At 61.7% G+C, this 21,583-nt stretch carries 19 protein-coding genes; 8 read left to right on the forward strand and 11 right to left on the reverse strand.

Annotation, left to right across the window (positions count from 1 at the left end; all coding sequences use genetic code 11):
* Nucleotides 1–28: 28 nt before the first annotated feature.
* Nucleotides 29–622, reverse strand: coding sequence for a helix-turn-helix domain-containing protein (locus tag AC11W3_RS05835; RefSeq protein WP_484088614.1), 594 nt, complete (start codon nt 620–622; stop codon nt 29–31).
* 167 nt (nt 623–789) lie between these two features.
* Here AC11W3_RS05835 and AC11W3_RS05840 point away from each other — a divergent pair, with 167 nt between their 5' ends.
* The 5 genes from AC11W3_RS05840 to AC11W3_RS05860 all read left to right on the forward strand — a co-directional run bounded on the left by AC11W3_RS05840 (nt 790) and on the right by AC11W3_RS05860 (nt 5,610).
* Nucleotides 790–2,220, forward strand: a complete 1,431-nt coding sequence (locus AC11W3_RS05840; RefSeq protein ID WP_484092636.1) for a DegQ family serine endoprotease — start codon at nt 790–792, stop codon at nt 2,218–2,220.
* Nucleotides 2,221–2,278: 58 nt separating this feature from the next.
* On the forward strand, nt 2,279–2,542 hold the full coding sequence (locus AC11W3_RS05845) for a hypothetical protein (protein WP_484088612.1): 264 nt from the start codon (nt 2,279–2,281) through the stop codon (nt 2,540–2,542).
* A gap of 101 nt (nt 2,543–2,643) precedes the next feature.
* Entirely contained in the window at nt 2,644–3,603 is a 960-nt protein-coding gene (locus tag AC11W3_RS05850) for an RluA family pseudouridine synthase (RefSeq protein ID WP_484092637.1), read from the forward strand.
* A gap of 56 nt (nt 3,604–3,659) precedes the next feature.
* A complete protein-coding gene (gene pgeF / locus AC11W3_RS05855) occupies nt 3,660–4,460 on the forward strand; it encodes a peptidoglycan editing factor PgeF (protein WP_484088610.1) in 801 nt (266 codons plus the stop codon).
* A gap of 76 nt (nt 4,461–4,536) precedes the next feature.
* The gene (locus AC11W3_RS05860) at nt 4,537–5,610 is read left to right on the forward strand and encodes a hypothetical protein (RefSeq protein WP_484088609.1); all 1,074 of its coding nucleotides are present in this window, start codon (nt 4,537–4,539) and stop codon (nt 5,608–5,610) included.
* Between the two features lie 131 nt (nt 5,611–5,741).
* On the opposite strand, the gene AC11W3_RS05865 is transcribed toward AC11W3_RS05860, so the two are convergent.
* The 8 genes from AC11W3_RS05865 to AC11W3_RS05900 all read right to left on the reverse strand — a co-directional run bounded on the left by AC11W3_RS05865 (nt 5,742) and on the right by AC11W3_RS05900 (nt 16,618).
* Nucleotides 5,742–5,915: a hypothetical protein gene (locus tag AC11W3_RS05865; protein ID WP_484088608.1), complete on the reverse strand. Its 174-nt coding sequence runs from the start codon at nt 5,913–5,915 to the stop codon at nt 5,742–5,744.
* A complete protein-coding gene (glgA, locus tag AC11W3_RS05870; RefSeq protein WP_484088607.1) occupies nt 5,915–7,375 on the reverse strand; it encodes a glycogen synthase GlgA in 1,461 nt (486 codons plus the stop codon). Before glgA ends, AC11W3_RS05865 begins: the two co-directional genes overlap by 1 nt.
* A 212-nt stretch (nt 7,376–7,587) precedes the next feature.
* Complete coding sequence (locus AC11W3_RS05875) at nt 7,588–8,610, reverse strand: galactose-1-phosphate uridylyltransferase (protein ID WP_484092638.1); 1,023 nt, start codon at nt 8,608–8,610, stop codon at nt 7,588–7,590.
* 131 nt (nt 8,611–8,741) lie between these two features.
* Complete coding sequence (locus tag AC11W3_RS05880) at nt 8,742–10,925, reverse strand: glycoside hydrolase family 57 protein (RefSeq protein WP_484092639.1); 2,184 nt, start codon at nt 10,923–10,925, stop codon at nt 8,742–8,744.
* Between the two features lie 21 nt (nt 10,926–10,946).
* Nucleotides 10,947–13,454, reverse strand: a complete 2,508-nt coding sequence (locus AC11W3_RS05885) for a sugar phosphate nucleotidyltransferase (protein WP_484088604.1) — start codon at nt 13,452–13,454, stop codon at nt 10,947–10,949.
* Nucleotides 13,455–13,686: 232 nt separating this feature from the next.
* Complete coding sequence (locus tag AC11W3_RS05890) at nt 13,687–14,070, reverse strand: response regulator (protein ID WP_484088603.1); 384 nt, start codon at nt 14,068–14,070, stop codon at nt 13,687–13,689.
* 2 nt (nt 14,071–14,072) lie between these two features.
* Nucleotides 14,073–15,695, reverse strand: coding sequence for a GAF domain-containing sensor histidine kinase (locus tag AC11W3_RS05895; protein WP_484088602.1), 1,623 nt, complete (start codon nt 15,693–15,695; stop codon nt 14,073–14,075).
* 239 nt (nt 15,696–15,934) lie between these two features.
* Entirely contained in the window at nt 15,935–16,618 is a 684-nt protein-coding gene (locus tag AC11W3_RS05900; RefSeq protein ID WP_484088601.1) for a Crp/Fnr family transcriptional regulator, read from the reverse strand.
* A 122-nt stretch (nt 16,619–16,740) separates the two neighbouring features.
* Here AC11W3_RS05900 and lptF point away from each other — a divergent pair, with 122 nt between their 5' ends.
* The 3 genes from lptF to AC11W3_RS05915 are packed head-to-tail and all read left to right on the forward strand — an operon-like array spanning nt 16,741 to nt 19,943.
* Complete coding sequence (lptF, locus tag AC11W3_RS05905; protein WP_484088600.1) at nt 16,741–17,901, forward strand: LPS export ABC transporter permease LptF; 1,161 nt, start codon at nt 16,741–16,743, stop codon at nt 17,899–17,901.
* The gene (gene lptG / locus AC11W3_RS05910; RefSeq protein ID WP_484092640.1) at nt 17,898–18,980 is read left to right on the forward strand and encodes an LPS export ABC transporter permease LptG; all 1,083 of its coding nucleotides are present in this window, start codon (nt 17,898–17,900) and stop codon (nt 18,978–18,980) included. Before lptF ends, lptG begins: the two co-directional genes overlap by 4 nt.
* A 60-nt stretch (nt 18,981–19,040) precedes the next feature.
* Nucleotides 19,041–19,943, forward strand: a complete 903-nt coding sequence (locus tag AC11W3_RS05915; RefSeq protein ID WP_484088598.1) for an IPT/TIG domain-containing protein — start codon at nt 19,041–19,043, stop codon at nt 19,941–19,943.
* A gap of 422 nt (nt 19,944–20,365) precedes the next feature.
* Here AC11W3_RS05915 and AC11W3_RS05920 read toward each other — a convergent pair whose 3' ends face one another.
* Nucleotides 20,366–20,797: a VOC family protein gene (locus AC11W3_RS05920; protein WP_484088597.1), complete on the reverse strand. Its 432-nt coding sequence runs from the start codon at nt 20,795–20,797 to the stop codon at nt 20,366–20,368.
* A 52-nt stretch (nt 20,798–20,849) separates the two neighbouring features.
* Nucleotides 20,850–21,569 carry a cytochrome c biogenesis CcdA family protein gene (locus AC11W3_RS05925; RefSeq protein WP_484088596.1) on the reverse strand — a complete coding sequence of 240 codons (720 nt, stop codon included), beginning with the start codon at nt 21,567–21,569 and terminating at the stop codon, nt 20,850–20,852.
* Nucleotides 21,570–21,583: the final 14 nt, after the last annotated feature.

Below are 21,583 nucleotides of genomic sequence, written 5' to 3' on the forward strand. Positions count from 1 at the left end.
GGGCGAGGAGGGGAGCAGACGGCGACAATCACCCCTTAGTATATAGTACCGCCACTGCTCGGGCGCGGACCTCGCCTACTGATATATAGCCGTGCGGTTCGGAGGACTCATAATAGATGCTGTCGCCCGGCAGAAGACGCATCACCTGGTCGGCGTAATGGAACTCCAGCTCCCCTTCAAGAAGATAGAGGAACTCGACCCCCTCATGGTTGTAGAAGAGGGAATTGTCCCAGGCACGTTCCTCGAACTCGACCAGGAAGGGCTCCACCTTCTTCTGACGCATACCCGGCGCGAGTGGCTTGTAGAGATATCCCTGCACCGTGTCCTTCCCGGGACGGCGCTGGCTCCCCCCGGACTGTTCCCCGCGGGTCAGCACGAATTTCTGCCGGTCGGTCGCCTCCTCGAAGAAGTAGTGGATGCCAACCTTCAGCCCCTTGGCGATCTTGAGCAGGGTGGCAATGGGAGGGGTCACCTGATCGTTCTCGATCTGCGACAGGAGCGGCTTGGAAAGCCCGGTGACGTCTGCCAGCGCCTGGAGGGTCAGCCGCTGCTCCTGCCTCAGGCCACGAACCTTCTCACCCAGCTTCATCTCACGAATTTCCTGCTTTATCTTCTCTTGCACGCGACACCCCCGGAAAGCTCATATATAGGCAAAAGCTCATCCGCCGTCAAGGGGTATTTGCAACCTCGTTCCGGACGAACCAGAATAGCCGAAAGGGTTGACATCAATCCGCTTTTTGGCTACGCTTCTTTATTCCCGTCCTACCGCATCACCTCAAGGAGCAAGACATGAAAAGCGCAAGACTCCTCGTCGTCTGCCTGATCATCTCCAGCGCGCTCTTCGGCTGCAAAAAGAAGCAGGAAGCTTCCTTTTACGAGTCCGACAGAAAAGAGCGCGTCGAGGCGCCGGTGAAGGAAGTCCCAAAGGATATCCTCGGCACCCAGCAGGCCTTCATCAACCTGGTCAAGACCGTCACCCCTTCTGTTGTCAACATCTCCACCATCGGCAAGAAGAAGCTGGTGCGCCCCTTCTTCGAGTCCTCGCCATTCTTCGAAGACTTCTTCGGCGAGAGGGCCCGTCCCCAGTACAGGCGCGAGAGCAGCCTCGGCTCCGGGTTCATCATCAACAAGGACGGCTACATAGTCACCAACGACCATGTGGTGCGCGATGCGGAGACGATCCAGGTGAAGCTCTCCAACGAGAGCGTCTACACCGGCAAGGTGGTAGGCTCGGATCCCAAGACCGACATCGCGGTGATCAAGATCAGCGCGAAGGAGCCCCTCCCCGCCGCGGTCTTTGGAGACTCGAGCAAGCTTCAGGTCGGCCAGTGGGCGATCGCCATGGGGAGCCCCTTCGGTCTCGACCGGACGGTGACCGTCGGCGTCGTCTCGGGAACCGGGCGCTCCAACATGGGGATCGAGGCCTACGAGGACTTCATCCAGACCGACGCCTCGATCAACCCCGGAAACTCCGGTGGGCCGCTGCTGAACATCTACGGGGAAGTCATCGGGATAAACACCGCCATCGTCGCGGCCGGCCAGGGCATCGGCTTCGCCATTCCGGTCAACATGGCGAAGCAGGTCATCTCCCAGCTGATCAGCAAAGGTAACGTGAGCCGCGGCTGGCTCGGCATCTCCATCCAGTCCGTCACCGATGACATGGCCAATTCCTTCGGCCTTCCCAAGACGTACGGGGCGCTGGTCAACGACGTGGTCCCCGGCGGCCCCGCAGCGAAGGCGGGCATCCAGCAGGGGGACGTCATTACGGCCTTCGGTGGCGAAAAGGTGAAGGATGTGCGCCAGCTGCAGCGGCTGGCCGGGGAGGCCCCGGTCGGGAAAAAGGTCGAGGTTGAGTTCTACCGCGACGGGAAGCCGCTCAAGGTGGTGGTGACCACCGCCCCGGCCGAGAGCGCTCCGGCCCAGAGCCAGAGGCAGAGCGAGGCAACCTCCGGCGACCTGGGACTTTCCGTGGCGGAACTCGGCCCGGAACTGAGGACCCGCGGCCTGTCAGGCGTGGTGGTCACCGACATCGAACCGGGCGGAGTTGCCGAGGATGCCGGCATGCAGCGAGGCGACGTCATCGTCTCGGTGAACCAGAAGAAGGTCCGGAACCTTGCGGAGTACCAGAAGAGCATGAGAGATGCTTCCCGGAAGGGGGCGGTGGCCCTGCTCGTAAGGAGAGGGAGCGCCAGCATCTATTTTGCCTTAAGATTAAGATAGTAACTTCGGTAAAAACTGCGTATAGTAGCGCGTCAAGATTACCAGCCGGGGGAGATAGATGAGTCTCATAGAAAACCGGGATCAGGCCAGGAGGCTGGCCAGAGCCATAGTTTCGGACGTGGCCCTGTACAACCGCGAGAAGGTGGAGCAGGGGATCAAGGAAGACAATATCTTCGAACTGCTGCACGAGCAGCTGACCGAGGGAAGGGAGCACTTCCTGTCCCGCGTCACCAAGGAGATCGCGGATTCCAACATCTTCGACATCGCGGTGGTGGATGTGCTGATAAAACGGGCGGGGAAGATCGAGTCCTCCATCTGGTAGAATATATGTACCTTTATCAGTAATGAAAGATACCGTGGGCGCGCTTCATTATGAAACGCGCCCTCGCTTTTTTGCGGGAGCATTTCCTCCCAGGAGAATAGATGCAGGAAATAGAACTCTGCTTTCCGGCCGAATCCGAGCCGGAGCGCCTGGACAGCTTCATCGCCCGCAGCGTCCCGGAACTCACCCGGTCGGCCGCGGTCAGACTCATTGAAACAGGGAACGCCAAGGTTAATGGCAAGATAGAGAAGCCGGCCCTGAAGCTCAAGGGGGGCGAGCAGATCTCCATCGTGATTCCGCCTCCCACACCCGCGGAACCGCAGCCGGAGGAGATCCCGCTGGAGATCCTCTACGAGGACTCCGAGGTGGTGGTCATCAACAAGGGGGCGGGGATGGTGGTACACCCCGGTGCCGGCACCCCCGACGGGACGCTGGTCAACGCGCTCCTCGCCCACTGCACGGACCTCTCCGGCATCGGCGGCGAACTCCGCCCCGGCATCGTGCACCGCATCGACAAGGACACCACCGGGACCCTGGTGATCGCCAAGAGCGACCGGGCTCACAATTCACTGGCCGAGCAGTTCAAGGCCCACACCATCAAGCGGGTTTACCTGGCCCTGGTTTACGGAAGCCCGAAGGAGGAGAGGGGCCGCATCCAGTCCCTCATCGGCCGCCACCCGGTCGAACGCAAGAAGATGTCGGGGAAGGTGCGGCAGGGCAAGGACGCGATCACCCACTGGAGGGTGCTGGCCCGCTACGGCGGGATCACCCTGGTACAGATGAGACTGGAGACCGGCCGCACCCACCAGATCAGGGTCCACCTTTCGGAGGCGGGACACCCGCTCCTGGCGGACGAGCTTTACGGGGGCGGGAGCCGCCTTTCGGGGGTTAAGGACCCGGTCCTCAAGCAGATGATCCGCACCATGGGACGCCAAGCCCTGCACGCCAAGACGCTCGGCTTCCTGCACCCGGTGACCCGCGAGTATCTCGAGTTCGACGCGGAACTGCCGGAGGACATGGCCGGGATCGTGGCCTACCTGGAGAACCAGCTTAACGATTAGCTATTCGATTTATAGATAAGGCGCCAGGTACGGCGCCCACATGAGAGGGATTGTTAATGGAAATGCAGAAGGCAGGAAAGATCCAGTATTTGAAACCGGCTTTAGCGGGGGCCACTGCGGTGGCAGGCTTCACCACCCGTCACGAGGGTGTGTCGCGCCCCCCCTATAACTCCCTCAATCTCGGCAGCAACACCCTCGACTCCCCCCATAACGTCGAAGGGAACCGCAGCCTCCTCGCCCGCAGTTTCGGCGCCACCCTGGACCGCTTCCTCACCGTGACCCAGGTCCACGGCACCGACCTCCTGGTGATCGACGCCCCGAACCCGGAGTTTTCCCACTTCCTGAAGCTCGAGTGCGACGGCATAGTGACCAACCAGCCGGAGCTCATGATTGCCATCTGCGTCGCCGACTGCGTGCCGATCCTGCTGCACGATCCGGAGAAAGGGGTGATCGCCGCCCTGCATGCCGGATGGCAGGGGACGGTCGGAAATATCGCCGGCAAGGGCGTCGAGGCCATGACCTCCCTGTTCGGATGCAACCCGAAGGCGATCCGGGCGGCGCTGGGACCTGCCATCGGAGGGTGCTGCTACGAGGTCGACGAGCCGGTGCGCGCAGCCTTCAAGAAGGCGGGGATGGCGTGGGAGCTTTTCACCACCGAGAACGGCGAAGGGAAGTGGCTGCTCGATCTTCCGGCGGCCAACCGTAAGTTGCTCATCGACGCGGGGCTCAGCGCGGGCCAGATCGAGAGCGAGGAGCTCTGCGTATCGTGCACCCAGGAGCTCTTCTTTTCCTACCGCCGCGACGGCGGGGATACCGGAAGACAGGTCGGTTTCATCATGCTGGCAGCCCAGCAATAAGCAGTGGCGCTTCTCGTTAGCTTCTGCTATAAGACGGGCATGTTGTCATGAAAGCATTACAGGAGGCTTCATCGGTATGCGGAACGTTTTCAAGCTGGCCCTGCTCCTTACGCTGATCTGCACCTTCTCCGGTTGCGCCCACAATTACTACAACATCCCGCAGGAGACCCTCGAGAAGAAGGTCAAGGTGATCGGAGTCGCGCCCCTCTTCGTGGACGCCGAGTCGGACATCAGGCACCCGGACAAGGCAGGCGTAGTCACCCTGATCCGCAACTTCAACGCCAAAAACGAGAAGGAGCTGATCGCACGGCTGAGAAGCACCGGCATCTTCTACTCCGTCCGACCGGTCGACGGGGACCCCACCCGGCTCTTCTCCACCCTGGTCGCCAGCCGCGAGCGGCGCGACGACGCCGGGATCATCTACAACAAATACTTCTACAAGAACGACCAGCTGAAGCAGCTCCTTGCCGACAACGGCCTCGACGCGGTCCTCTTCGTCACCGTCAGCGGCCTCACCAAGCCCGGCAAGGTCTACTCCAGCAACTTCCTCTCCTACCTGGAGACCGATTTCAACTACCTGATCATGACCGCGCAGATGCTGGACCGCGACGGGACGCTGATCTGGGAGTACCCGAACTTCCGCAGGAGCGCCCTCTCCTATCCGATGTTCTTCGAGCTGCAGTATCCCGATTTCGACGAGGCGGCGGCGAACCTGAGCGACAAGGTAGACGTGAAGTTCAAGACGCTCACGGGAATAACGGCGGCCTTCTCTAAGACCGAGCCGTCAGTGGCGGCCAAGGGTCCCCTGGTCTCCACCCTTTACTCGAAGCAGTACGACGAGATGCTCTCCCTGCTAAAGCTGCACAGGCCGCTTTTCGGCGGCAGCAAGGAACCGGCTTCCGCACCGGCTGAAAGCGCACCCGCCACCACCTCGGCGCCTGCGGCCTATGAATCGACCGCACCGGCAGCTCCGGTCTCCGAGGTCGGGACCAGGCCCGCCGTGCCGGTGGTGCCCGCCCCTGTTGCCGAACCGAAGGTAACGGCACCGGCAACGCCGTCGATCAGCGTGGTACCCGAACAAAGACCGAGCGGCGACATCGTTCCGGAACAGCGCCCTTCGGGGGATATCGTGCCGGAGCAGAGACCATAGAAGTAGCAAAAGGGGAGGAGGCCACAGCCTCTGCACCGGGGGGCCGAAGGGCGCTCCTGCCAATAAAAAAAAGGCCGGCGCTGGAGATTGTCTCCGCGTAGGCCTTTTTGATTTCGTTTGAGAATAGGCAACTACAGTTCCTCGTACTCCTCGTCATCCTCCTCGGCATCAGGATCGGACTCCTCGCCCTCACCCTCGCCGTCATTCTCGTACTCCTCGTCGTTTACCCGCTCCAGAAAGGACTTGTTGCTCTCGATCAGGCGGCGGATCTCGTTGGTCAGTTCCTCCAGGTCTTCGTTTTCCATTACCCGTCAACTCCCTTCCGAACCAGTGCCTTGCGGTACAGTTCAAGGTATTTGTGGACCGAGTGCTGCCACGAGAAGTCGCAACTCATCCCCCGGCGCATCAGCTTCTTCCAGAGAGCCTTGTCGCGGTAAGCCGCCGTGGCCCGGGTTACGGCCTCCCACAGAGCCTCCGGCGTGTACTCCTCGAAAACGAAGCCGTTGGGGGTCCTGTCGGTGTCGGTCGGGTCGAAGACGCTGTCCGCCAGGCCACCGGTCCTGCGCACCACGGGAACGGTCCCGTAGCGCATGGCTATCAGTTGCCCCAGCCCGCACGGCTCGAAGTGGGAGGGCATCAGGAACATGTCGCTACCCGCGTAGATCTTGGGAGCCAGGGCGTGGTCGAAGCCGGAGGAAAAGGCGATGTTGCGGGCACCGGAGGCCTTGATGTCGCCGAGAGCCTTCAGGTAGCGCTCGTCGCCGCTCCCGAGCAGAACCAGCTGCAGCGGAGCCTTGGCGAAGGAGGGAAGGAGCTCCGTGATGAGGTCGAAGCCCTTCTGGGCCACCATCCGGGAGACCATGCCGAAGACCGGGATGTCCGGCGCGCTCGCAAGCCCCATCAGCCTCTGCAGGCCGATCTTGTCCACCACCTTTCCGGAGAGGGAGGCGGGGCTGTAATTCTTCATGATGTCCTTGTCGGTGGCGGGATTCCATTCCTCGTAGTCGACGCCGTTGAGGATGCCGTGGAGGTCATCCTTCCTCATCCGCAGCACGCCGTGAAGGCCCGCCCCCATCTCCTCGGTCTGGATCTCCCGGCAGTAGGCCTCGGAAACGGTGGTGACCAGGTCGGCGGAGAGTATCCCCCCCTTCAGGAGGTTAACCTTCCCGTAGAACTCCAGCCCGTCCAGGGTGAAGCACTCAGTGGAGAGCCCCATCACCTCCAGCGACTCGGGAGGGAAAAGACCCTGGTAGGCGAGGTTGTGGATGGTGAATATGACCCCGGTGCGGGTGAAGAACGGATCGTTCTTCCTCTCGTGCTTCAGGTAATGCGGGATCAGCGCCGTCTGCCAGTCGTGGCAGTGGATGATGTCCGGCCTGAAATCCATCTTCTTCAGGAGCTCCAGGACGCAGCGGCAGAAGAAGGAGAAGCGCTGGGCGTTATCCGGGTAGTCGCCGCCGGGGGTGCCGTAGAGCTCGTCCCGGGCGAAATATTCTTTGTTCTCTATCAGGTAGACCGGGATGTCCCCGAGGGATGCCTGGCGCAAAAAGCCTTTCTTCTCAACACCTTCCACCATGACCGAGGCGCTCTTGCGCCCCTTCCGGACCGCCATCCCCCCACGCTCCACGATGGAGTAGAAGGGCATCATGATGCGGACGTCATGGCCCAGTGCCCTGAGCGTTTTTGGAAGAGCACCGGCCACATCCGCAAGGCCGCCGGTCTTGGCAAACGGGGTCACTTCGGACGCGACAAAAAGAATCTTCATGTGAAATCCTCTAACATCCTAAAATTATGGGATATTTTAGATTAGAAAAAGGGTTAAGTAAAGGTTTTTCTAGATTGGGGCTCGACGGCACCGGAAAGCTCGCCATCCGCAGCCGCGCCGGGATAGTTCCAGAGGGTGCCATCCCCCCGCAGTCCGGCCCACCCCTCGCCCCTCCCTCCACCCCAGGCGGAATCGCACAGGGGGGGGGAAGACTAACCCGCCTCCCGCAGGAAGGTCGCGGCTTCTTCCGGGGAGGTCGGGTTGGTGTAAAAACCGGTGCCCCATTCGAAGCCGGCGATCTGGGTCAGACGCGGCACCAGCTCGATGTACCAGTGGTAGTCGTACTCGATCGACTCCCAGTACTCCGGCTTCCCCAGCCGCGGCTGCCGGGGAGGTGCGGTGTGCAGTATGAAGTTGTACGGGGGATCGTTCAGCACATTCTTCACCCGGGAGAGCATGTCCTTCAGGGCCACGGCCAGCTCGCCCAGCTCCGGATCGCTCATGAGGACAAAGTCGTGCGCATGGCGCCTCGGGTAGAGCCTCAGCTCGAACGGGAAACAGGACGCGTACGGGGTCAGGGTCACGAAATTGGGGAATTCCTTGACCACCCTCTCCCCCTCCGACAGCTCGAAGGCGATCAGGTCGCAGGCGGCGCAGCGCTCCTTGCTCGCGAAGTACTCCCGGCAGACCTTCAGTTCGGTCGCGGTAATCGGCGGGGTCAAAGGCACCGCGATCAGCTGGCTGTGGGAGTGGGAGACAGTGGCGCCCGCCAGCCTGCCGTGGTTCTTGAAGAGGACCATGTGTCGCAGCCGCGGATCGCGCCTTAGTTCCAGGAACCTCGCGCGGTAGGCGAAGAGGACCTCGACCAGGTCGGGAACCGGGAGGTCGGCCAAGCTCTTCTCATGGTCCGGGGTCTCGATGATGACCTCATGAGCGCCTACCCCTTCCATGACATCATAGGGGCCGTACCCCCTGCTCTTCGACTCCCCGGTCAACTGCACGGCCGGGTACTTGTTGGGCACCACGCGCACCTTCCACCCCGGCGAATCGGGACCTGCGGCCGCACGCAGGGCAAAGACCTCGGGACTGGTCTTGTCCTCGTTACCGTAACAGAACGGGCAGTTGTCCATGCCGTCCCGCACCTGCTCCGCAATAAAATCGCGCGGCCTGCGCCCCCGGTCCGTCGCTATGATCACCCAACGCTGCTTCAGCGGGTCCCACCTGAGTTCTGACATCAACACCTCTACCTGATTAATCGTAGGAGCGCCCTTGCGGGCGGGAACGATTCCACGGATGTTCGCGCCTGGAAGGGCGCTCCTACGGATACGTTAAAATCCCGCCGTCTTCGCCGGCATGAGTCCACCTGCTATTCCACTTCGCCATCACCCTGGAGATCAGGCCCGGCGTAGCCTAGGACCAGCGGCATGTCCGCGGGCCAACGTCCTATCGCCTCCCCTCTCCGCGTCAGGGTAAGGTCGGCGAGGACCTTGTCTCCGGGAGAGAGTTTCAACAGCTCGAGCGGGATCCGCGCCTCGGCGACCTTGCCGATAATGTACTCGGTAACCACCCCCGTCGGCTCCCACCCCGCCGCGCCCTGCACCTGCCACTCCCCGTGCTCCTCGCCGGGGTGCAGGTCGAGGCGCAGATCGTCTCTGTGGACCAGGTGCAGCGAGAGCCGGTCCCCCTGCTGCAGTTCCTTGTCGAGGGAGTGGACGCCGTCTATGCGGAAGTAGAAGTTGCTCCGGTCGAAGCCGTAAAAGAACGACTGCAGCAGGCTGTAGCCGGCATGCATGGACGAGGAGAGTCTGGTGAGGTCGAAGAGGCCGGCCCCGAGCCACTCGAAGTAATCGGTGATGGTCCCGCTAATGGCCGGGGAGATCAGGGTGGCGGGCTCCCGCACGAAGCCGGCCGGGATCTGCTTCTTGATCGGCTCGTGCAGCTCCTTCGGCACCTCCATCCCCAGCAGCCGGTAGACGTTCATGAGGTGGCTGCGGAAGAGGTGGTCGAAGCTCCCGGCTTGGGCGGAGAAGTGATCATCGCCGTACCACCAGAACCAGTCGCTCCCCTCGGCAGCGTAGAGAGCCTTGCAGGCCAGCCTGGCGGCTTCATCGTGATGATCCCCGCCGCCAAGGAGCGACGCCATCGCCGGGCTCTTCTTCACGGCAGCCGCCCGCGCCTTGGCCAGGTACTCCCAGCCCAGATTCTTCTCCGGATGGCCGACCCAGATGCCGTAGCTGGCGTTGATCCAGGATCCCGGATGGATCCGTCCCAGCACCCTGCGCTCGGGGACCAGTTGCAGCGCCTCGGAGAAGGTGGCGATCTTCAGTCCTGGGGTCTCGTTCAGGGCCCGGTAGAGCTTGGACAGGAAGGGAAGCCCGTTGGCATGGTAGTACTCCCAGGCATTTTCCCCGTCCATGATGATGGGGACCACCCGGCTGGAATGGCACCGCTGCCGCACCGCCTTCACCTTGGAGACGAAATCGGCCACCGCCCGGTCGGCATCCCACTGGGAGTAGGTAAAGCCGATCAGGTCGGAGAGGGCGTGGTCGCGGAAGAAGAGGGCGATGTCCCTCCCCTCCTGGTGAAAGGAGTAGGGGCGGTAGAGGGCCTCGCGCTCCCGGCCGAGCCCGCCGGGGAGGGTGTGGGAGAGGATCCACTCGTCCGAGGCCGACCAGGTGAGCCCCTGCTCCGCCATGATGGCAAGTGCCTCGTCGCTGACCGACCCTTCCGAGGGCCACATCCCTTTGGGGGTGAAGCCGAAGAGCTCCTCGAAGGCCGCCACCCCTCTGGCCACCTGGCTGCGGGCGTCCTCGGGGTGCCGGAAGGGGACGGAGGGGAGGTTGACCTTGGGCATGGCCACCTTGGCGATGCGGGAATCGCACAGGAGGGGGAGGATCGGGTGAAAGTACGGCGTCACCGAGAGTTCGGCCTTCCCCTCCTCGTGAAGCCTCTTGTAGAGCGGGATGATCTCTGAGATCAACGTGCGCTGGGTCTCGAAGAGGAGCGCCTTGTCCGCGGCGGTGAAGTGCTTTCCCTTCCTGATCAGCTCGGAGAAGACGGGGAAATGACGCCGGGCCATCTCGCCGGTCCAGGAGAGGTAGAACCAGACCTGCAGATCCAGGATCTCCTGGTCGCGCAGATGGCGCAGCGCCTCCCGGGAGGCCCCGGGAGTGCCGTGGCCGGCCAGGTAGTGGAGCTCCAGGTAGCGCCGGTGCGGCTCGATCATGCGCTGCTTGTTGGCGGAGAAGAAGTTCTCCAGGATGAAGAGCCGGTCCTCCTCGGAGAGATCGGCAGGTTCCATCTGCGCCCGGGTCAGGAAGGGATCGACCGCGGTGCCGGCGGCGTAATCGAGGATCTGCTCCAGCAGGGAAGGGACGAGATTGAAGACCACCTTGGCGCCGGGGATGGAGTCGACGATGGCCGGCATGTCGTAGTAATCCTTGATGGCATGGAGGTAGGCCCAGGGGAGGATGTACTCACCCTGGACCGGGTCCTTGTAGAAAGGCTGATGCATGTGCCACAGAAAGGACACGTAGAGCGGTTCGGTCATAGCCAGCCTCCCCCTCGCCTTCTATGACAGCTCCTTCTTCCACCGCTCGACCTTCTGCATGTACTCCTCGAGGAGCTTGTGGGCCCGTCTCGACTCCTTGGCCTCGGCCACCACGTGGACCACCGGCTGGTACTGGTCCGGCAGCACCAGGACCCAGTCCTGCCCGAAGGAGACCTTGATGCCGTCGATGAAGCTCGCCTCCTTGTCGAGGCTGTCCTCGCTCATCTTGCGCATGACCCCCCCCTTCTTCTCCCAGACGCAGGGGACCTTCCCCTGGAGGAAGGTGCTGCGCGGCACGTCGGAGAGGACGCGGGAAAGGGGCATCTTCACGCTGGCCGAGAGTTCGATGGTCTTGGCGATGGTGAACATGCCGTCGAAGGCGGCCTGGAATTTGGGGAAGGCGAAGCGTCCCCCCATGGAGCCGGCCATGATGACCTCGGGGGAGATGGCAGCCTCGATCATGGAGCGCTCGGCGCTCTTGGTCCGCCGCACGGAGCAGCCGTTTTCTCCCGCCAGCTGCTCGATCATGGAGGGCGCGGAGACCGGGACCGCAAAGGCGCCCCTGCCGCCGCTCTTTATCATCAGCCCGGCCATGAGCGGCAGGAGCTCCTCCGGCGGATATATCTTGCCGGTCTCGTCCACCAGCACCACCTCTTCCGCAGTCGGGTCGAGCCAGAATCCGGCCCGGGCCTCCAGGGTGACGACGATCTTGGAGAGCTGCTGCAGGCTGTTGGGCTTCTCGTCCGCGGTCTTGGAGCCCCGCTGCTCGTCGAGGTAGGTGTTGAGCCCTATCACCTCGACCCCGAGGTCGTTCAGGATCTGCGGCAGGATCTGGCCCGCCACCGAGTGGTTGAAGTCGATCACCACCTTGGCCGCGTCCTTGCGGATCAGTTGCTGGTCCACCCCCCGGAAGAATCCCTCCCGGTAGAAGTCGACTACCTGCGGGAGCTCGGTGATCCCTCCCGGCTCCATGTGGTGGGCACGCCGGAAGTTCTCCTTGTAGAATATCCGCTCCACGTTCTTGCCCATGGAGCTGGAGAAATCGAGGCCATCGGCGTCGAGGAAGACGATTTCGGTGGTGGCCGGGTCATCCATCGACTGGCGGAAGTGGACCCCGCCGACCTCGCCGAAGGTGCGCAGCTTGTAGCGCAGAATGGGGAGCGAGACCATCCTGATGTCGCGCACGTTGACTCCGGCGGAGAGTATCCCGCCGAGGAAGCTCCTCTTGAGCATGCGGGAGGAAAGGGTGGAGTCGCGCCCTACCAGGACGTGGCTCCCCTTGGGGAGCGAGGTCCCGTAGGCGCAGCCGAGCTTGGCCACGAATTCGGGCGTGAGCTCGATGTTGGCGAGCCCCTTGATCATCTCCCCCTCGAAGAGCGACTTTTTCCAGCGCTCGCCCCAGATCAGGTTGCCGGTCACGGTCGAGCCGGCCTCGATCACCTTGCGGGGCCAGATCTTCACATCCCTCTTGATGTAGCTCTCTTCACCGATGGAGGTGTCGTCGGCGACCACCACCCCTTCCTCCATCACGGTCGACTGCCCCACGCTCACGTTGTTGCAGATCACGGAGTCGTTGATCTTGGCGCCCTTCTTGATGTAGACGTTGTCCCAGATCACGCAGCGGGAGAGCTTGACCCCGGGGTCGATGGTGCAGTTTCTGCCGATCACCGAGTCCTTGATCTGGGCCCCGGCCTTGACCTGGGAGTTGTCCCCCACCACTACCGTCCCTTCCAGCTGGGTCCCCTCGCCGAGACGCACGTCGAGACCGATGCGGAGGTCCTTGCCGGGAGCTTCCTTCCTCTGCTCGTCGACCTTGACGCTCACCTTTCCCTTCAGGATGTCGTGATGGGCCTCGCGGTAGGAGTCGGTGTTGCCGATGTCCCGCCAGTACCCCTTGACCGGAAAGCCGAAGAGGGGCGCCTTCTTCTTCAAGAGGAGCGGGAAGAGGTCCTGCGAGAAGTCGAAGTTCTCCCCCTCCGGGATGTACTTGAAGATCTCCGGCTCCAGCACGTAGATGCCGGTGTTGATGGTGTCGGAGATGACCTCGCCCCAGCCGGGCTTCTCCAGGAACTGGGTGATGCGCTTGTCCTTGTCGGTGATGACCACCCCGAACTGCAGCGGGTCCTTCACCGAGGTCAGGGTGATGGTGGCCAGCGCCTTGTTGGCCTCGTGGAAATCGACCACCTTCTGGATGTTGAAGTCGGTGAGGAGGTCGCCGCTGATGATCAGGAAGCGCTCGTCGAGGTACTTCTCCGCGCACTTCACCGCCCCGGCGGTCCCCATGTCCTCCAGCGGCGTCACGTAGGTGATCCTCACCCCGAGGTCGGCGCCGTCGCGGAAGAAATTCTTGATCACGCTGGGCTGGTGGTACAGGAGCATGACGAGGTCGGTGATCTGGTACTTCTTCAGGAGTTCCACGATGTGCAGCATGATGGGGCGGTTCATCAGGGGAACCATCGGTTTCGGAAGGTTGCAGGTAAGGGGTTGCATGCGGGTTCCAAAACCACCCGCCATAATCACAGCCTTCATAGATTCATACCTCCAGGAAAAGCAGATCAGTATTGAATTTCCTCATAACATGTGCGTGCTTCGACTCTCGGACAATGCGTGCTTCGACAAGCTCGGCACGAACGGTTTCACATTACTCGGTTAGAAGGTATGGGTGCCGTTCACCGTGAGCTTCTCCATGGTGTGTAACCGTTCACCCTGAGTGAATGTAACCGTTCGCCCTGAGCCTGTCGAAGGGCGCATCCATTATTTCTCAAGCAGAAGCCACCGCAGCGGCCTTCTGCTTCTTGGTCAGCACCCGCTTTATCTCGTCCTTAAGCTCCTGCATGTCGCTGGATTTCACCACGTAGCCGTCGGCCAGCCAGGCGGAGAAGTCGTCCTTGTAGCAGGAAAAGGCGGTGCAGAGGATCACGGGGAGGGTGTGCCGCTCCTTGACGATCCGCTGCAAAAGCTCGATGCCGCTCTCGTTCCTGAGCTTGATGTCCAGCACCACCAGGTCGAAGCCGGACGACTCGAGCTGCTGGACGGCCTCCAGGGCCGAGGCCGCGGTGACCACCTCGTAGCCTTCGTCGGTCAATTCCTGTGCGTAAAGGAGCCGGATGTTGGCTTCATCATCAACTACCAGTAACCTTGCCATTTTCAGATATTCTCCTTTTTCGTAAATAGCCTGATGCTGTAGGTATTGCCGCCTTCGGGGTTGCTGACGATGGAGAGCGAGCTTCCCTGGCGCTCAAGGATGGTCTTGCACAGGGAAAGTCCCACTCCCGCCCCCATTTCCTGGGTCTGGAAGAAGGGTGCGGTCAGCGCCTCCTGGGCCTCCAGGCTCAAGGCCCGGCCGCTGTCGATGATGCGGAGCAGCACGCCGTCATCGTCCGCAAGGCTCTCGACCCGGATCTCTCCCCCCTTCTCCATGTTGGAGAGCGCCGTGGAGACAATGGTCTTGATGCAGTAGCTTATCTGCTTGTAGTCGACCCGGACCATGGGGATTTCGGGGGAGAGCTCGGGGTGGCAGATGACCCCCGCCTGCTCCAGGGTATCGGTCAGCTCCCCCATCGAGGAGGAGATCAGCTTGTTGAGGTCCCAGAAGTCCATCACCGGGAAGAGCGACTCCGAGTACTCCAGCACCTCGCTCAACACGGTCTCGAGCTGGCGGGTCTCCCTCACGATCGATTCCAGGTAGCTCCGCTTCTCATCGTTCTCGGGTGTCCCCTTGAGGAGGGTACGGGCGAAACCGCCGATGACCATGAGGGGATTGCGGATGGAGTGGGCGATGCTGGAGGTGATCTTGCCGACCAGCGCCATCTTCTCCATCTTGACGATCAGTTCCTGCTGTTCGCGCAGCTTCTGGTTGGCCGCCTTCTGCTTGTCCACCTCCTCCTGGAGCCGCTCATAAAGGGAAGCCCGCTCCAGGGCGAAAGCGACGGGAAAGGCGAAGGTCTCAAGCGACTGCATGTCCTGCAGGGTGATCGGCTTATGGGTGATGCAGTTGTCGGCGATGATGACGCCGATGCGCCGGCTCCTCGAGATGAGGGGCATCACCAGGAAACAGTCGACCCCGAGGATGCGGGCCAGACCGCGGTCGAGGTCGGGGTTGTTGAGCGCGTTTTCGACCAGGATGGCCTTCTTGGTCTGCAGGGCGCGGTTGAAGATGTGTCCCTGGTCGGCCAGGGGCACGGTCAACTGCTCCAGGATGTCGTGGAATTTGACCTTCTCCGAGTTAAGCTTGGTCTTCTGGAAGTTCTTGGCCAGCTCCTTCAGGGTGAAGTTACTCTTGCCGATATCTTCCCAGGTCCGCCAGGCCTCCTCGTAATCCTTGGGCCCGACCCCCAGGTAGCCCTTGAGGTTGCGCCGCTCCTTGTCGGTCATCAGCAGGAAGGCGCGGTTCATCCCGAACCCCTTGCCGGCGGTGATAGCGGTCATGGCGACGGAGAGGACCTCGTCCAGGTCCAGCGAGGTCTGCAGCACGAGGCTCACCTCGCGCAGGAACTTGATCTCGCGGGTCTTGCTGTTCAGGAAGCTAAGCATGGCCCCCATCTGGGCCTTCTGCTCCTGGAACTCGGTCAGGATGTACGGGAGGAGATCGGAAAGAGGGTACCCTGCCCCTTTCATGCGGGCGAGGTCATTCTTGAAGCGGGGGCACTCGACACACTTCTCTACCACCCTGCGGCGCTGGGACGTGTAAAGGTCCTCCTCGCCTTCGCCGATATAGGGGCAGAGTTCAGGGGTGATTTCCTCTTTGCTCCAGCAGCATTCCCAATCCAAGCTGCCTCCATAACAAACCGTCATCATGATCTACGGCAGGGGCAAATTATAGCAGCGTCTCATGTGATATCAAGATTATTCTCACTTAATCTTCGATTTTATTAATTAACATTCAAGTTTCAGACATTTAGCTCGGGGAGGGAAGAGCTGTGCTGCGGCGGGGGAAGGGAAACGGCGCGAACGCGGAGGGGAAGGCTCATCAACACGGGCAGGAATAGGACCCTGACCGTGCCGTTCCATCATCTTCCTGCCACCATCCTGAGCTTCTCCATGTTGAGGATGGTGACCTTGTTGCCGTCGACCTCGATGACTCCCTCGTCCTTCATCTTCCTGAAGGTGCGGGAGAGGGTCTCGCTGACGGTGCCGAGGCGGGAGGCAAGCTCGCCTTTGCGCATATCCAGCTCCAGATAGGTTCTCCCCTGGAAGCTCGTGCTTTTGCGGGCGGCGAGGTCCAGCAGGTAGGAGGCGACCCGGGCCGGGGCATCGGCGAAGGAGAGCTCCTCGATCTGCCTGGCGAAGCGGCGCAGCAGCAGGGAGAGCGATGCGATCAGGTTCAGGGAGAAGCGCGGGTTTCGCTCCAGCAGCCCCATGAAGGCGGAACGCGAGAAGAAGAGCGCTTCGCCCTTTTCCACCCCGCGTGCCTCGGCGGGGTAGCTGCCGTCGCCGAAGAAGGCCGCCTCGGCGAAGGTCTCCACCGGGTGCACCATGTGCAGCACCTTTTCCCTGCCGTCGGGAGAGATCTTGCAGAGCTTGATGGCGCCGGAGGCCAGGAGGTAGAAACCTTCCGCCTTCTCCCCCTCGGTAAAGAGGGTTTCGCCCTTGGCGAAGGGGCGGCGCACCGCGATATCCCCCACCTCGACCAGGTTTTCTTCGTCCAGCCCCGAAAAGAGGAGCGCCTTTTTGATGATCTCTTTATTTTCCATCCCTCTCTTGTACAACAGATCGGCATTGAGATCAAGAAGAGCGGAAAGGTCAGGTAATCTTAGGCTCGACCTTCATCTGCCTCATTTACTTCCCCCCGCAACTAATGTATGATGCGAGATCCATGAAAAAGACGCTGTACGCCTATATATTCAAGGAGATACCCCCCCCCTTCCTGGTCGGCATGGGGACCTTCACCTTCGTACTGCTGATGGGACGCTTCCTGAAGCTCGCCGAGATGGTGGTGGAGAAGGGGGTACCCCTTCGTGACGTGGTCTGGATGGTGGTATATCTCCTCCCCCCCTTCTGGCTTTACACCATCCCCATGGCCGTGCTCATGGCGGTGCTGCTGGCCTTCGGCCGCCTCTCCGCCGACAGCGAAATCACCGCCATGAAGAGCTGCGGCATAAGCCTGTACGGGATGCTGCCGCCGGCTCTCGCCTTCTCCCTGGTCTCCTGCGTCGTCTGCCTCTTCATCTCCGCCTACGGCGTACCGTGGGGCAACCTCTCGTTCAAGACCTTGCTGGTCGACGTGGCCCAGAACAGCGCCGCCATAGTGGTCAAGGAGAAGGTTTTCAATAACGCCTTCCCCGGCATGGTCATCTACACCGACACCCTAGATCCCAAGGGGGAGGCCATGGCGGGAGTGATCATCCACGACGAGAGGAATCCGCGTAACGCCTCCACCATCTTCGCCAAGACCGGGGCACTCCTCAACGACCGGCGCACCCACTCCATCGAGTTCCATCTCAAGGACGGGAGCATCCATCGCAGCACGGAACAGGGGGAGTACCGGCTGGTCGATTTCCAGGAGTACAACCTGCGGGTGGCCCTGGCGGAGGGCCCGCAGGTCGCCAAGGGCGAAGGGGACATGACACTCCAGGAGCTCTCGCACCCGGCGCCGACCCTCGACCGGAAGGCCCGCCGCGCCATGAGGCTCGAGTATCACAGCCGGCTGGCGCTCCCCTTCTCCGGCTTCGTCTTCACGCTGCTGGCCATGCCGCTGGGAATCCTCAACCGCCGCTCCGGCAAGGGCGCAGGTTTCTCCCTCAGCATCGGGGTCATCCTCGTCTACTACGTGATCCTCTCCGGCTTCAACACCCTGGGGGGGAAGGGGCTGGTCCCGGCAGCGGTCGCCTGCTGGACCCCCAACGTCCTCTTCCTGCTGCTGGGCATCTACCTCTTCAGGAAGGCGGCCTCCGAGGAACAGCTGCCGCTGGCCGCCCTGCTGGGCCGGTGTAAATCGGCGCTCCTCTCGCGCTTCGGCAGGAGGGGAAGGGGATGAGAATACTTTCGCGTTACGTGGCCAAGGTCTACCTGAGGATGTTCTCCCTGTGCATGGGCGCCTTCTTCGCCATCTACCTGGTAGTCGACTTCATGGACAAGATCAACCGTTTCACCAGCCACGGCGGCCGCTGGAGCGACATCGCCCTCTTCTTCCTCCTGAAGACCCCCGAGATAGTGATGCAGGCGTCTCCCCTGGCGGTGCTGATGGCCACGCTCCTCACCCTGGGGTCCCTCTCGATGAGTTCCGAGCTGACGGCGATGCGCAGCTGCGGGGTCAGCATCACCCGGATCGCGGCGCCCATCCTCGGCATCGCCCTGGTGGTCAGCGTCGTCAACCTTGCCATCGGCGAATTCGTCCTCCCCACCACCTACGCCCAGCGCACCTATATCCAGGATGTCCTGATCGAGAAGAAGGCACCGAGCACCTATTTCCGTCAGCACAACATCTGGCACCGGGAGGAGGGGGTGATCCTGCGGGCAAGTCTCTTCGACCCCCAGAGGCGGGAGCTTAAGGGAATCACGCTCTGGGAGCTCGGTCGCGGGACCACCGCCCCCGTGACCCGCACCGACGCGGGCTCGGGCACCCTCGATGACCGCGGCTGGGTCTTCAGGGAGGCCGTTATCCGGAACTTCACGGGGGGAGAGATCTCGAGCACGAAAGCTTTCCCGGAATTGCGGGTGGGACTCAAGCTGAAGCCGGCAGACCTCAAGGTGTTGGGGAAGTACTCGGACAGCATGACCATCAGCGAATTGCGCCGGTATTGCGACAAGCTTAAAGCTGGTGGCTATGACCCGACCAGATACCTGACCCAGATGTACAGCAGGTTCTCCATACCCTTTGCCTGCGCGGTAATGGCCATTCTCGGCACTCCCTTCGCCCTGCGCAGCGGCCGGTCGAGCGGGATCGCCTTCGGAATCGGACTGTCGCTGGCGGTGGGATTTCTTTACGTGGTGGTGAATTCGATCATCATCTCTGTGGGACAGGCGGGGTTGCTGCCGCCGATGGTGGCGGCATGGGCCACGGACTTCATCTTCCTGCTGGTCGGGGTCTGGCTCTCGCTGACGGTGGAGAATTGACAAGGGCCGGGGGCGATGTTTAATTAGTGTCATGTTTTCGCTACTAATGGAGGATCTGCCGTGTACCGTCACCTGATAAAAGTAGTGATTTTTATCGCCGTCATGGCTGTCGCAGCGGCAGCCTTTTGTCAGGCCGAACCGGTACGAAAGGCCACCCAACCGAGACTTCCCGCTCTGACTATCCTGAGCATCATACCGGCCCAGGGCGAGCCGGGAATGACCGTGACCGTTAACGGCACCGGATTTACCGCGGGGACAGCAGCCTTCCTCGGGACAAGCCAGCTTCCCACCACCATCGCACCCGGGGGTAAAATTCTCTCCTTCGACCTCCCCGACCTGCAGCCCGGCGTCTACGCCCTCTATCTCAGAAGGGACGACGGCGCCACCAGCCGGGCCTTCAACTTCACGGTCCTGCCGCTTAGGCCGGTAACCTCCAGTCTCACCCCCGACACCATCGCCGCCTGCGCCTCCGGATTCGAGCGCGAAATCGTTGTGTCTGGAGCCAACTTCCAGAACGGCGCCAGGATCATGTTCGATGGCGCCGCCATCGGCACCCGCTACCTTTCCCCCACCGCCCTCTCTTTCATCGTCCCGCAGTTGCCGGGAGGACTGCACCAGGTGCAGGTGAAGAACCCTTCCGACGCGACCTCGGGGACGGTGGCCCTCTTCATAGATTCCCGGCCGGAGATTACCAGTGTCTCGATAGGTGCCGACCACGTGAGTTACTACGAGTTGATCATTACGGGAAGGAATTTCCTGCAGACCTCCCAACTCGTTGCCGACGGCGTCAGGATAGGGACCGCGGAGCCGGCGGTAGGAGACCGCGACCAGATAATATTCGATGGTTGCAACCAGTTGGTCTACCAGCGCCACCCGTACGACCCCATCCTCAAGTCGATCCGGCTCCAGGTGGTGAATCCCTCAGGCGAAGAAAGCCGCCTCTTCTCCATCAGCGCCCCTTAAAACACAAAGGCTCTTCCCTTGGGAGGAGCCCATGCCTTCTCGTAAGAGCCGATAAACTTCCTCTGATAAGGCCCCAGTACGTCCCCCCCTTGTCAAAGGGGGGACAGGGCAGCGTTGTCCGGTTAGGTTTTTGCTTTGCCTCTTTCCCCTCCCAACCTTCCTTCGAAACTGCTCCCTCTCCCTATGGGAGAGGGCAGGGGTGAGGGCAAGTGCCACGGAGATATGGGCTTCCCTCACTCCGACCCTCTCCCGGAGGGCGAGGGGGAGCTTGAACTGTGGAGAAATGGGCAGGTGCAAGTAGCTAACCGGACACCGCTGGGGACAGGGGGGATTTGCCTCTCGTCCGCAACATGATCACGGTGGCAGAGGGGACATTGATGACCGGGAAGACGGCAGATGGGTCCGGCAGTTCAGGGGGGGAGCTACTGCTGAGCAGGGAGGCGGGTGTCGCGGGTGGGCTCCTCAAGCACGACCAGGTAGCCGTCCGGATCGAAGCACCAGAGCTCTTGAGCCCCGTAAGGCTTGACCTCCAGCGGGTACAGAATTTCCAGATCCTCCTCCAGCAACTCCTGGTAGATATCATCAAGATCGCTCACCACAAGATGAAGGGTCATCCCCACCCCCCGCGGAAAGTTCGCCAGGCGGGCCTCCAGAATAGGATGCGCCCGCGCCATCGACGCCTCTTCCACGAATATCACTTCCCAACCGCCCTCGCATCGGAGCACCAGGTGCTCCGGCGCCCCGATCGAGGTCACCGGCCTCTCCAGCGGCAACTGCAGGATGCCGGCGTAAAAGGCCTCGGTGGTCCCGAGATCGGAGACCGCAAGCTGGATGATCAAGGGTGATCTGGCCACGGGATCTCTCCTGCGCTCGCCGGTTGCCACAAGGGCCGCAGCCTGCGGGTGGCTACTCTGCGCCGAACCAGGCGCTGGTGTATCTGCTTATTATCACCAGGGAGTTGGTGAAGAGGAGTATGCCCACCAGCACCATGATCAATCCGGTGAAGATCTCGAACAGGCGGATGTGCCGCTTGAAGCGCCGGAAGAGTATCAAGAAGTGATGCATGGCCAGCGCGGCCAGGAAGAAGGGGATGGCGAGCCCCATGGAGTAGGCAAGGAGTAACCAGACGCCCCTCCCCTCGGTAGCCGCCACGGCGAGTATGGTGGCCAGGATCGGACCGATGCAGGGGGTCCATCCGGCGGCGAAGACCACGCCGACCACGAAGCTCCCCAGGTAGCCGGCAGGTTTGCGGTGCAGGGTGATCTTCTTCTCGCCCAGCAGCATCCCGATATCGAAGAGGCCGGAGACTTGGATGCCGAAGATGATGATCAGGATACCACCCACCCTCCGGATGGCGGTCTTGTGTTCATGAAGAAAGTCGCCGAGGAAGGTGGCGGAGGCGCCCAGCAGCACGAAGACACAGGTAAAGCCGGCAATGAAGAGGAGGGAATGGATGATGGTCTGCTCCCTCACCTTGTGAGAGGGGTGCTCGGCGTTCAAGTCGGCGAAGGAGAGACCGGTTATGTAGGTGATGTACGAGGGGATGAGCGGCAGCACGCACGGTGAGAGGAAAGACAGCAATCCCGCCACGAAGGCGCCTATCAGGCTGATGTTGGTCGAGTCCATCTGTTATTCTCCAG

Source organism: Geomonas sp., from assembly GCF_056994735.1.